This is a genomic window from Streptomyces sp. NPDC001604 (genome assembly GCF_042893475.1).
In the GTDB taxonomy this organism is placed as follows: domain Bacteria; phylum Actinomycetota; class Actinomycetes; order Streptomycetales; family Streptomycetaceae; genus Streptomyces.
On record NZ_JBIAUY010000008.1, the window covers coordinates 144,990 to 157,009 of the forward strand.

The window sequence follows — 12,020 nt, forward strand, 5'->3', positions numbered from 1 at the left end:
CCGTGCAGACGAGCCCGGCCCATGCGGCCCACCACGACGAGCGTGAGATCGAGACGCTGGAGGACTTCGACGCGACGGTGTCGGCCCGCGGCACCCTCGCCGGTTACCGGGTACAGGCCGTCGATCTGACGGACCGTACAAGGGAGTTGCTCACCACCGACACCGCCGAAGCGGTCTTCCTCGGCTGCCGGATGCGGGAGGAGGCGGCGGCGAAGGTCCGCGCCGACGGGGCGCTGGTTTTTCCGCCCGTCCCGCATCTGCCCTTCGACCCCTACCGCGGGCACCTGTACACACCGGGCGAGCTGTTCGCCTCCCTGGAGAAGGGGTACGAGCAGACACCGGACGCCCTCGCCTACGCCTGGTTCCAGCGCACCAAGGCCGACGGCGACATATTCGCCTCGATGCTGCGTGCCGTGCACGACGACTCGATCTCCGACGCCCTCGACGAACTGCTGCGCGGGGCACGGGTGGTGGGCGTGATGGGCGGCCATGCGATGGCGCGCGGGACGGACGCGTACGCAGGGGCGGCGCGTCTCGGCCGCGAGCTGAGCCGCGCCGGGTTCGTGGTCGCGACCGGCGGCGGTCCGGGCGCCATGGAAGCGGCGAACCTGGGCGCCTACGCGGCACCGTACGAGGACGGCATGCTGGAGGAGGCCTGCCAACTCCTCGCGAAATCACCGTCGTTCATGCCCTCGATCACCGAGTGGGCCCGCGCCGCCTTCGAGGTGCGCACCCGCTGGCCGAAGGGCAACCACTCGATCGGCATCCCCACCTGGTTCTACGGCCATGAGCCGCCGAACCCCTTCGCCTCGCACATCGCCAAGTACTTCGCCAACGCCACCCGCGAGGACGGTCTGCTGGCCCGCTCGAACGCGGGTGTGGTCTTCCTGCCGGGCGCCGCCGGGACCGTACAGGAGATCTTCGACAACGCGACGCCCAACTACTACGAGTCGCGCGGCGAACCGACACCCATGGTGCTCGTCGACCGCACGCACTGGACGGAGCACCTGCCGACCTGGCCCCTCTTGCAGTCACTCGCCCGGGAACGCTCGATGGAGTCCCGTATAGCCCTCGTTGACCGTATCGAGGAGGCTCCGGCGGCGCTGAAACGTCTCGGCGGTTAATAAGAGTGTAAAGTCAATGACCCTGGTACGCCTGCGCATTGACACTCCTTATCGAACGCTTATAAACCTTTGAGTCTCCTGGGGAGTGTGAGGCTTCACCTCCACAGTCGCGTCACGTTCCTCGTCAGCCCCCCGCAGTTGCACCTCCCGTGAAGGGCAAACGTGTCCATATCTCGCCGTACCGCACGTCGTTCCGTGCAGATCCTGGGCGTCGCCGCCGCGTCCTCCGCGCTCGCCCTGAGCGCCGCGGGCTCCGCGCTCGCCTGCAACATCAATGAGTTCTCCGCCGAAGCCAAGTGCGTCGGCAGCAAGGGCGTCATCACGGTCACCGACCAGGATGCCTCCGGTACCCCCGCCACGGTCACCGTGTACCTGGAGAACAACGGTGCCGACGTGAAGACGGTCGGCTCGAAGGACGTCACCGGTTCCCGCGAGGGTGTCACCATCACCTTCGACGAGAACTGGTCGCCGAACGCCGAGTACCGCATCCGCGTGCAGGCCGGGCGCGACAAGGAACACCTGATCGTCGACAAGGACATCACGCCAAGCCTGACGACTCCGTCCGAGGGCTGCTCGAAGGACGAGACCACGCCGCCGGCTTCGCCGACGCCGACCCCGTCCGCCTCCACCCCGGCCTCGGAGTCCCCGACCCCGTCCGCCTCGGACAGCACTCCCCCGGCGGACACCTCGTCCAACGCCCCGTCCCCGGCCGCCGGTGACTCCAACCTCGCCGAGACCGGTGCGAACTCCAACACCGGCCTGATCGCCGGTATCGCGGGCGCGCTGGTCGTGGTCGGCGGCGGCGCCGTCTTCTTCGGCATGCGCCGTCGTGGGGCGAACAGCAGCCGCTGACGCCTCCCGCAGAACAACACCGCGGCCCGTCCCCGTATCCCGGGGGACGGGCCGCGGTCGTTCAGCCGAAGCTCGCCCGCTCCAGCCAGAACTCCAGCAGCTCCCGGTCGCCGAGGATCTCCAGCTCCGGGCTGTCCAGGGGCAGTCGGCGGTAGAAGGCCAGCAATACGGAGGTGAGCGGTCCGCGCAGGGCTACGGTCGCCTTCTCATGGCCGCGGCGCCAGCCGACGCCGTCCTCCCCGATCTCCACGATCCACTCGGCGTTCAGCCCGGGCCCGGTGTCGGTGGCATGCAGATGGATACTGCGGGCGGATCCCCGCAGCTCCTTGGCGGCCTCGTGCGGGTTCGTGCGCTGGATGTACTCCACGATCTCCAGCCACTCGTCGATCGCGTCCGCGGCGATGTCGGGGGCCACTTCGTACGGCAGGCCCGCGGCGAGCGTGGCGTCGGCGCGGTGCACGGTGATCTCGTGGGCCATGCGACGGGCCCAGAAGCCGGCGGTCTGGGGTTCCGCCCAGCCCCACACCTTCGCGTCGGGCCCGGCCTCGCGCAGCGCGGCCACCGCCAGCTCGCCGGCCTCGGCAAGCCAGGCGTCGAGGGCGGCGGCGTCACCCGTGGCCTCGGGGCCGTCGCCGCGCGGCACGTCTTCGTCGGGGATGTTCTCCTGCGCCCGGGTGCGCACCAGCGTCCCCGACCAGCGCAGGGCTCCGCCCATGTGCAGGACGAGCATCTCCAGGGTCCAGTCCGGGCAGGTCGGCACGGTCGCGGTCAGATCGGCGCCGCTCGTCACCACCGCCCTCAACTGCTCCACCTGGTGGGCGATCTCGTCGCAGTAGCGATCATGCTCAAGAAGTGTCATCCCGCGCACCCTATGCGGGATGTCCTCCACCGAGCACCACGATTTCCGCCGCGTCGAACTCCACCCCGACCGCGTCGCCTACCTCCGGCGCCTCCCGCAGCGCCACCGCCGCCTCGAGCCGCGGTGCCTCCTCCGGCTGCACCTGTACGGCGACATGGGTGCCCTTGAAGGTGCGTGCGGCCACGGTGCAGCGCAGGCCCTCGTCGGCGGGGACGAGCCGGACTCCGGCGGGCCGCACGAGCAGTGTGCGCGTGCCCTGCGGGGCGTCCTGGGGCACCGGCAGCTTGCCCCAGGGGGTGTCCGCGGCCTCGCCGCTCACCATGCCCTCGACCACGTTGTCGAAGCCGAGGAACCGGGCCACGAACTCGTCCGCGGGACGCTGCCACACCTCCAGTGGCGTACCGGACTGGGCGATCCGCCCGTCCCGCATCACCACGACCCGGTCGGCGAGCGCGAAGGCCTCGCCCTGGTCGTGCGTCACGGCGAGGACGGTGGTCCCCAACCGCCCGAAGAGTTCCCGGAGTTCGACGACGAGGCGCTCCCGCAGCGAGCGGTCGAGCTGGCCGAGCGGCTCGTCCAGCATCAGCAGCCGTGGGCGCGGCGCCAGCGCACGGGCCAGTGCGACGCGCTGCTGCTCACCGCCGGAGAGCGAGGCGACGGCCCGGCGTACGGCACCCGGCAGCCCGACGAGGTCCAGCAACTCCCGTACCCGCTCGTCCTGTTGAGGGCGCCCGGCGCCGTGCATGCGCAGCCCGAAGGCGACGTTGCCGCCCACGTCCCGCTGCGGGAACAGCTGGTGGTCCTGGAACATCAGGCCCACCTCCCGCTTGTGCGCGGGCACGCCCGACTGGTCGCGTCCGTCGAGCAGCACCCGCCCCGAGGACAGGGGCTGGAGCCCGGCAACCGCCCTCAGGAGCGTCGACTTGCCGCTGCCGCTGGGCCCGAGCACGCACACGATCTCGTGTTCGGCGACATCGAGGCCGACGGCGTCGAGCACGGCCCGCCCGCCGAACCGTACGGTCGCGTCCTCAAGGCTCAGCAGCATCTAGAACTCCCCGCTCCGGTCGGTGCGCAGCCGCTCGAGGACCAGCAGCGCCACCGCGCACACCACCATCAGAATCGTCGAAAGGGCCATCGCCTGGCCGTAGTTGAGATCGCCCGGCCGGCCCAGCAGCCGCGCCACGGCGACCGGCAGCGTCGGGTTGTCCGGCCGCGCGATGAACACGGTCGCCCCGAACTCCCCCAGGGACACCGCGAACGCGAACCCGGCCGCGATCAGCAGCGCCCGCCGCACCATCGGCAGGTCGACCTCCCGCCACACCCGCCACGGCGACGCCCCGAGCACGGCCGCCGCCTCCCTGAGGCGCACGTCCACGGCCCGCAGCACCGGCAGCATGGTCCGTACGACGAAGGGGGCGCCCACCAGCGCCTGCGCGAGCGGCACCAGGATCCATGAACTGCGCAGATCCAGCGGCGGCTTGTCCAGCGCGATCAGGAACCCGAAGCCGACGGTCACGGCGGAGACGCCCAGCGGCAGCATCAGCAGCGCGTCGAAGCCACGGACCAGCCGGCCCGCGTCCCGGCGCGCGAGCGCCGCGGCGGCCAGACCACCGATCACCACGGCGATCGCGGTCGCGGCGAGGGCGTACTGGAGCGAGTTGCCGACGGCCTGGATCGGCGGTACGAGGAAGGTCCCGCCGTCGTCGTGGGTCAGCGCCCGGTAGTAGCCGAAGCCGGAGGCGCCGAGGGACCGCTGCACCAGCACGGCCAGCGGCAGCACGAGCAGCACGAGGACCGTGGCGAGGACCCCGGCCAGCAGCGCCCACTGCCCGGCCCCGCGCGGCCGCCGCGCCGTGACGTTCGCGTCCACCAGCCGCAGGGCGCTCTCCCGCCGCCGTACGGTCCAGGCGTGCACGGCGAGGATCGCGCCGACGGCGACGAACTGGACGATCGTGAGCACGGCGGCGGTGGACAGGTCGAAGATCTCCGAGGTCTGCCGGTAGATCTCGACCTCGAGGGTGGAGAAGGCCGGGCCGCCGAGGATCTGCACCACGCCGAAGGAGGTGAAGGTGAACAGGAAGACCATCAGCGCGGCGGCGGCGACGGCGGGCCCGAGCGCCGGCAGGGTCACCTTCCGCCAGGCCCGCAGCGGCGACGCGCCCAGCATCCGCGCCGCCTCCTCCTGCCGTGGGTCGAGTTGCGCCCACAGGCCGCCGACGGTCCGTACGACCACGGCGTAGTTGAAGAAGACATGCGCCAGCAGGATGGCCCACACGGTGGTGTCCAGCCGTACGCCCCACAGCTCGTCGAGCAGTCCCCCGCGCCCGACCAGCGCCAGGAACGCCGTACCGACCACGACCGTCGGCAGCACGAAGGGGACGGTGACGACGGCCCGCAGCACCTGCTTGCCGGGGAAGTCGAGGCGCGCGAAGACATACGCGCCGGGGAGCGCGACCAGCAGCGTGAGTGCCGTGGAGGCGAGCGCCTGCCAGGTGGTGAACCACAGGACGTGCCGGATGTCCGACTGTGTGACGACGTCCGCGATCCGCCCGAACTGCCACTTCCCGTCGACCTTGAGCCCGCGCGCCACGATGGCGGCGACGGGCCAGGCGAAGAAGGCGGCGAAGAACGCGACCGGCACGGCCATCAGGCCGAGCCGCACCGCGCTCCCCGTGCGCCTATGGCGGACGGCTACTTCAGTACGAGTGACGTCCACGACTTGACCCACTGGTCACGGTTGGCGGCGATCCTGCTCGGGGTCATGGTCTCGGGGTCCTTGGCCGGCTGTCCGTACTTCACGAACTCCGGCGGCACCTTGGCGCCCTCGATCACCGGGTAGACGAACATGTTGAGCGGCATGTCCTCCTGGAACTCCTTGCCGACCAGGAAGTCGATGAACGCCTTCCCGCCCTTGGTGTTCCCGGCGTTGCTGAGCAGCCCGGCGTACTCGATCTGCCGGAAGCAGGTGCCGTACGACGTTCCGATGGGCGCGGTCTTCGGCTTGGGGTTGCCGTAGATGACCTCGGCGGGCGGTGAGGAGGCGTAGGAGACGACGAGCGGTCGGTCCGCCTTGGCCTTCTTGCCGCCCGCGGACCCCGAGAACTCCTCGTTGTAGGCCTGCTCCCAGCCGTCGACGACCTTCACGCCGTTCGCCTTGAGCTTCTTCCAGTAGCCCTGCCAGCCGTCGTCGCCGTACTTGGCGGCGGTGCCGAGCAGGAACCCCAGGCCGGGCGAGGAGGTGGAGGCGTTCTCGGTGACGAGGAGGTTCTTGTACGCGGGCTTGACGAGATCGTCGAACGACTGGGGCGGTGCCAGCTTGTGCTTGCTGAAGTACGCCTTGTCGTAGTTGACGCAGATGTCACCGGAGTCGATCGGGGTGACCCGGTGCTTGGCCTGGTCGACCCGGTACTGCGCCTGGATCCGGTCCGCGCCCTTCGCCTCGTACGACTGGAACAGCCCGTTGTCGAGCGCCCGCGAGAGCAGGGTGTTGTCGACGCCGAAGAAGACGTCGCCCTGCGGGTTGTCCTTGGTGAGGATGGCCTTGTTGACGGCCTGCCCGGCGTCGCCGCTCTTGAGGACCCTGACCTTGTATCCGGACTGCTTCTCGAAGTCCGCGAGGACGCTCTTCGAGACGGCCCACGAGTCGTGGCTGACGAGGGTGACGGTCTTGGAGCCGCCGGAGCCCGCGCTGCCGGACGACGACGAACCGCACGCGGACAACGTGACGAGACCGAGGCCGACCGCGGCGGCCACGAACGTCTTGGTGTGCACTGAATTCCTCCTGGCTGACCAGGAAGAGACGCGGCCCTGCCCGGGACCGCCGGAGAAGTCCGCCGGCTCCCGGGCAGGGCGCAACAGCTCGAGTGAAGACCGAACTTCCTACCCAGAATGACCTGGGCAAGGTTCAGAGGGTCTGCGGCCCGGTTGCCGCACTCTCAGCGCTGTGGCGCTCCCCTGTCGGAATATGAAGATGTACGTACGGGCTCAGGTTACCGCTCGGTGGCCGCGAGCTGGCCGCAGGCCCCGTCGATCTCCTGCCCCCGGGTGTCCCGGATCGTCACCGGCACACCGTGCGCGGCGATGGCTTCGACGAAGGCCTTCTCGTCCTCGGGCCGGGAGGCGGTCCACTTCGAGCCGGGTGTCGGGTTCAGCGGGATGAGGTTGACGTGCACGGGCTTGCCGCGCAGCAGCCGCCCGAGCCGGTCACCGCGCCACGCCTGGTCGTTGATGTCGCGAATGAGCGCGTACTCGATGCTGAGCCGCCGCCCGCTCTTCTCGACGTACTCGAACCCGGCGTCGAGGACCTCGCGCACCTTCCACCGTGTGTTGACGGGGACGAGGGTGTCGCGCAGCTCGTCGTCCGGCGCGTGCAGCGAGATGGCGAGCCGGCACTTGAAGCCCTCGTCGGCGAACCGGTGGATCGCTGGCACAAGGCCGACGGTCGAGACGGTGATGCCGCGCTGCGACAGCCCGAGCCCGTCGGGGGCGGGATCGGTGAGCGCCCGGACGGCCCCGACCACCCGCTTGTAGTTGGCGAGCGGCTCACCCATCCCCATGAAGACGATGTTCGAGAGCCGCGCAGGCCCTCCGGGCACCTCTCCGTCCCTGAGCGCCCGCATCCCGTCCACGATCTGGTGCACGATCTCGGCGGTGGACAGATTCCGGTCGAGCCCGGCCTGCCCGGTCGCACAGAACGGGCAGTTCATCCCGCAGCCGGCCTGCGAGCTGATGCACATGGTCACCCGGTCCGGGTAGCGCATCAGCACCGACTCGACGAGCGTCCCGTCGAACAGCCGCCACAAGGTCTTGCGCGTCGTCCCCTGGTCGGTCGACAGATGCCGTACGACCGTCATCAGCTCGGGAAGCAGCGCCTTCTGCAGCTTGCCGCGCGAACCGGCCGGGATGTCGGTCCACTCCGCCGGGTCGTGCGCATACCGCGCGAAGTAGTGCTGCGACAGCTGCTTGGCACGAAACGGCTTCTCGCCGATCTCGGCCACCGCTTCCTTGCGCTCGGCGGGCGTGAGATCGGCAAGATGCCGCGGCGGCTTCTTGGCTCCGCGGGGGGCGACGAAAGTGAGTTCTCCGGGCTTAGGCATGGCTGTACCAGTGTCGCAGATCCAATTGGGTGACCTGGGGCTGCGGGCCGGGGCACCTGTCGTTGGTGGTCGTGACCATGGTGAACATCAGGCTCCCGCAGGTCAGAGCATGCTGTACCGCAGCCCGGGGCGGCCTGCCTGGACAGGGCAGTGTGATGGCCGGCGCTCAGTCTCCTTCGGGTGAGCCGTCGGGCCTGTCCGTGCGCATGAGAATGCCGGGGCAGTCCGAATCGACTTCGCCCGTGTAGTGGTTTGGCCAGAAGTAGCGACTGGTGCGCGGCAGCGGCACCTCCACCAGTCGGCCGTCGTGCATCATCCACAGGCCGAAGCAGTCATCTTCCTCGTCGTGGATCAGTACCTGTACGGAGTGCGGGGAGGGCCACGGCTGCGACTCCAGGTCATCCAGCAGTCCGACCCAGCTACTCCGTCGCACGAACTCGGCGACCCAGCCATGCCCGGCAGCGGCGAATTGTCCAGACCACTTACGGTTGGGGTCGGGCCGGGTCAGCGGTTCCATGACCTCTTCTGCATTGCCGGCCAGCACGATGACCTCGGCGATTCTGCTCATGGCTGAGTATCACCGCAGGTCCGGGAGGAACCGCAAGCGAGTTCCCCGTTGGAATCCGCCATCCGCCATCCGCAAGCGGCACAGGCCCTCGATCCACGCCGCTGGTGCAGGTCGGGGGCCTTTTGATGCCGGATCACTGCCAGTTCTCCGGGCTCAGGGAGCCCTCCAGGAAGCCGGGGACGGATAAAAGGCCTGCCTAGGCGGTGGTGTGCTCCAGCTTGTCCTTGAGCAGTTGCTCGTTGCGCGGCATCTCCTTGCGGACCTGCGGGCGGACGACCAGCGGGAGCAGGATCTTGCCGATGCCGTGTCCCTCGAAGTCGAGGTCCATGGTGACGTGGGTACGGCGGCCGTCGTCGATGGGCGTGATCTCGCCGTGGAAGTTGCCCCTGACCGGGCCGTCGATCCCGCGCACGGTCCAGGAGCGCTGCGGCTCGAACTGGGTGCACTCCATGGTCATCGGGATGTCGCGGCGGCCCACATGGCGGGTGACGCGGACCCGGGATCCGAGTCCGAAGGGGCGGTCGTCGAGCTGTTCGGTGGCGACCGCACTCAGCTGCCACTCCGGCATGTGGGAGGGGTCGATGATGTACGCCCAGGCGTCCTCGGGACGGCAGTCCACGTCGAACTCCTCATGGATGGTGGACATGGCGCCTCCTCTTCGGGTTCGGGAGATCCCCTTTGAGGGCTTACATCGGAATCGTCCCACTCGGCCGACCGGCGCGCCATCGTCCGAAAAGCCTGGAGCCCCCGCCCTCGTAGGGGCGGGGGCTCCACATGTCACCGCAGGTCAGCCGGACCCCACGAACAGCACCATCAACAGCCACACCACCGGCGCCGTGGGCAGCAGCGAGTCCAGCCGGTCCATGATGCCGCCGTGCCCCGGCAGCAGCGTGCCCATGTCCTTGATGCCCAGGTCCCGCTTGATCATCGACTCGCCGAGGTCTCCCAGAGTGGCGCTGGCCGCGACCGCGAGGCCGAGGATCAGGCCCTGCCACCAGGCGCCGTCGTCGATCAGGAACTGCATGCACAGCGCGCCCGCCACCATCGCGAACGTGACCGCACCGAGCAGGCCCTCGCGGGTCTTGCCGGGGCTGATGCGCGGGGCCAGCTTGTGGCTCCCGAAGCGCCAGCCGACGGCGTACGCGCCGGTGTCGCTCACCACGGTGAGGAGCAGGAAGGTCAGCACCCGCCACGGCCCGTCCCCGGCCGCCAGCATCAATGCCACGAACGTCGCGAGGAAGGGCACGTAGAAGGCCGCGAAGACGCCCGCCGTGACGTCCTTGAGGTAGCCCTCCGGTGGGTCCGTCATGCGCCATACGAGGACGGCGAGCGCCGTGAGTGCCATGGCGACCCAGGCGCCCTCGGCGCCCCGCACATATCCCGCGACGACCATCGCCGCCCCGCCGAGTGCCAGCGGAACCAGGGGCGCCTTGATGCCCTTGCGCTCCTGGAGGCGGCTGGTCAGCTCCCACAGGCCGACCACGACGGCGACCGCGACGACACCGACGAAGACGGCCTTGACGATGAACAACGAAGCGATGATCACCACACCGAGCGCGACACCGACCCCTATGGCCGCGCCCAGGTCGCGGCCCGCGCTCTTCTTCTGCGGGCGGGGCGCCGGCTGCGGGGCGTCGGGCATGGGCTCCGGATTCTGCTGCGCCGCCGGGTAGGGCGGCGGGTGAGGGGGTTCGTCGCGGAACAAGGGACCGCTCAGCCGAGCGGCCCCCCGGTCGTCATCCTGGTCACCGCCGTATGCGGGTACCTCGGGCACGATGGGCATGGGGCGAGTCTGCTGCGCCTTGGGCGCATCGTACGCGGGACCCGCCGGGGCAGCCCCCTGGACAGGTCCCTGGTCGGACGGCCCCCAGTACCCCGCCTGCGACCCGGTGTGGGGCGGCGTTCCCCAGGAAGAGTCGTTCATCAGACCTCGAGCAGCTCCGCTTCCTTGTGCTTCAGGAGCTCGTCCACCTGAGCCACGTACTTGTGGGTGGAGTCGTCGAGTTCCTTCTCCGCACGGCGGCCCTCGTCCTCGCCGACCTCGCCGTCCTTGATCAGCTTGTCGATGGCGTCCTTGGCCTTGCGGCGCACGGAGCGGATGGACACGCGTGCGTCCTCGGCCTTGCCCTTGGCGACCTTGATGTAGTCGCGACGGCGCTCCTCGGTCAGCTCCGGGAACACCACCCGGATGATGTTGCCGTCGTTGCTCGGGTTGACGCCCAGATCGGAGTCGCGGATCGCCTGCTCGATGTTGCGCAGCGCCGTCTTGTCGAACGGGGTCACGACCGCCATGCGCGGCTCCGGCACGGAGAACGAAGCCAGCTGGTTGATCGGCGTCGGCGCGCCGTAGTAGTCGGCCACGATCTTGTTGAACATCGCCGGGTGCGCACGACCGGTGCGGATCGCGGCGAAGTCCTCCTTGGCGACCACGACGGCCTTCTCCATCTTCTCCTCGGCCTCGAGGAGGGTCTCTTCGATCACCACTTGCTCCTGCGTGTCTTGAGTAGGCCCGGCTGCTGTTCCATAAGCGTGGGGGCGGCGGCCGGCTGCGTCGCGTCTTCTTCCTGCACGGTTCCCGACCTGCGGGACATTGTCCATCCCCCGGTCAGGGTCCGTGGGTGTTGCTGGTCAGTCCCGGCTGCCGTGGTCACCCACAAGCGTGCCGATCTTCTCACCCTTGACGGCGCGGGCGATATTGCCCTCCGCGAGGAGCTCGAAGACGAGGATCGGGAGCTTGTTGTCGCGGCACAGCGTGATCGCGGTGGCGTCGGCGACCTTCAGGTCGCGGGTGATCACCTCGCCGTAGCCGAGGGAGTCGAACTTGACGGCGTCCGGGTTGCGCTTGGGGTCGGAGTCGTAGACCCCGTCCACGCCGTTCTTGCCCATCAGCAGCGCCTCGGCGTCGATCTCCAGGGCGCGCTGGGCGGCGGTGGTGTCGGTGGAGAAGTACGGCATGCCCATACCGGCGCCGAAGATGACGACCCGGCCCTTCTCCAGGTGCCGCACGGCGCGCAGCGGAATGTACGGCTCGGCGACCTGGCCCATGGTGATGGCGGTCTGCACCCGGCTGTCGATGCCCTCCTTCTCCAGGAAGTCCTGGAGGGCGAGGCAGTTCATCACGGTGCCGAGCATGCCCATGTAGTCGGAGCGGGCCCGGTCCATGCCGCGCTGCTGCAGCTCGGCGCCGCGGAAGAAGTTGCCGCCGCCGATGACGACCGCGACCTGCGCCCCGTCCCGCACGACGGCCGCGATCTCGCGGGCGATCTTGTGCACCACGTCCGGGTCCACTCCCAGGCCCCCGCCGCCGGAGAAGGCCTCACCGGACAGCTTCAGCAGAAACCGGCCGCGTACTTTGCCGTCGTCGCTCTTCTGGGGCTTGGTGGTGGTCATGGAGATCCCGCCTCTTTCACGTGTTGCACATACGAAGAAGGCCATTGCCGCTGGGGTGTTGGCATCCCATGCTCGGCAATGGCCTCCTCGTCAGATCTGCTGTCGTCCGTCACGCGCGTGCGTACCGGACG

12 protein-coding genes and 1 riboswitch are annotated in these 12,020 nt (G+C 69.5%); of the genes, 2 read left to right on the forward strand and 10 right to left on the reverse strand.

What is annotated here, in order from left to right; genetic code table 11:
- The first annotated feature begins 2 nt into the window (after positions 1 to 2).
- Together ACFY1E_RS23080 and ACFY1E_RS23085 are read left to right on the forward strand one after the other, a co-directional pair.
- A complete protein-coding gene (locus ACFY1E_RS23080) occupies positions 3 to 1,124 on the forward strand; it encodes an LOG family protein (protein ID WP_389078921.1) in 1,122 nt (373 codons plus the stop codon).
- A 162-nt stretch (positions 1,125 to 1,286) separates the two neighbouring features.
- Complete coding sequence (locus tag ACFY1E_RS23085; RefSeq protein ID WP_389078922.1) at positions 1,287 to 1,976, forward strand: LAETG motif-containing sortase-dependent surface protein; 690 nt, start codon at positions 1,287 to 1,289, stop codon at positions 1,974 to 1,976.
- Between the two features lie 61 nt (positions 1,977 to 2,037).
- On the opposite strand, the gene ACFY1E_RS23090 is transcribed toward ACFY1E_RS23085, so the two are convergent.
- From ACFY1E_RS23090 to pyrH, 10 genes are all read right to left on the reverse strand, one after another.
- Positions 2,038 to 2,835, reverse strand: a complete 798-nt coding sequence (locus ACFY1E_RS23090; RefSeq protein WP_389078925.1) for a maleylpyruvate isomerase family mycothiol-dependent enzyme — start codon at positions 2,833 to 2,835, stop codon at positions 2,038 to 2,040.
- Positions 2,836 to 2,845: 10 nt separating this feature from the next.
- The gene (locus tag ACFY1E_RS23095; RefSeq protein ID WP_389078927.1) at positions 2,846 to 3,880 is read right to left on the reverse strand and encodes an ABC transporter ATP-binding protein; all 1,035 of its coding nucleotides are present in this window, start codon (positions 3,878 to 3,880) and stop codon (positions 2,846 to 2,848) included.
- On the reverse strand, positions 3,881 to 5,482 hold the full coding sequence (locus ACFY1E_RS23100) for an ABC transporter permease (protein WP_389079291.1): 1,602 nt from the start codon (positions 5,480 to 5,482) through the stop codon (positions 3,881 to 3,883).
- A gap of 44 nt (positions 5,483 to 5,526) precedes the next feature.
- Positions 5,527 to 6,606 carry a thiamine ABC transporter substrate binding subunit gene (locus ACFY1E_RS23105; RefSeq protein WP_389078930.1) on the reverse strand — a complete coding sequence of 360 codons (1,080 nt, stop codon included), beginning with the start codon at positions 6,604 to 6,606 and terminating at the stop codon, positions 5,527 to 5,529.
- Positions 6,607 to 6,693: 87 nt separating this feature from the next.
- A riboswitch (TPP riboswitch) is annotated at positions 6,694 to 6,801 on the reverse strand.
- Between the two features lie 23 nt (positions 6,802 to 6,824).
- Positions 6,825 to 7,931, reverse strand: coding sequence for a 23S rRNA (adenine(2503)-C(2))-methyltransferase RlmN (gene rlmN / locus ACFY1E_RS23110; RefSeq protein ID WP_389078932.1), 1,107 nt, complete (start codon positions 7,929 to 7,931; stop codon positions 6,825 to 6,827).
- Between the two features lie 166 nt (positions 7,932 to 8,097).
- The gene (locus ACFY1E_RS23115; protein ID WP_389078935.1) at positions 8,098 to 8,499 is read right to left on the reverse strand and encodes a hypothetical protein; all 402 of its coding nucleotides are present in this window, start codon (positions 8,497 to 8,499) and stop codon (positions 8,098 to 8,100) included.
- A 196-nt stretch (positions 8,500 to 8,695) separates the two neighbouring features.
- Entirely contained in the window at positions 8,696 to 9,145 is a 450-nt protein-coding gene (locus tag ACFY1E_RS23120; protein WP_389078937.1) for an SRPBCC family protein, read from the reverse strand.
- Positions 9,146 to 9,286: 141 nt separating this feature from the next.
- Positions 9,287 to 10,423, reverse strand: coding sequence for a phosphatidate cytidylyltransferase (locus ACFY1E_RS23125; protein WP_389078938.1), 1,137 nt, complete (start codon positions 10,421 to 10,423; stop codon positions 9,287 to 9,289).
- Positions 10,423 to 10,980: a ribosome recycling factor gene (frr, locus tag ACFY1E_RS23130; protein WP_030943211.1), complete on the reverse strand. Its 558-nt coding sequence runs from the start codon at positions 10,978 to 10,980 to the stop codon at positions 10,423 to 10,425. The genes ACFY1E_RS23125 and frr overlap by 1 nt, the downstream gene beginning before the upstream one ends.
- Positions 10,981 to 11,127: 147 nt before the next feature.
- Positions 11,128 to 11,889 carry a UMP kinase gene (gene pyrH / locus ACFY1E_RS23135; protein ID WP_030943206.1) on the reverse strand — a complete coding sequence of 254 codons (762 nt, stop codon included), beginning with the start codon at positions 11,887 to 11,889 and terminating at the stop codon, positions 11,128 to 11,130.
- Between the last annotated feature and the right edge of the window lie 131 nt (positions 11,890 to 12,020).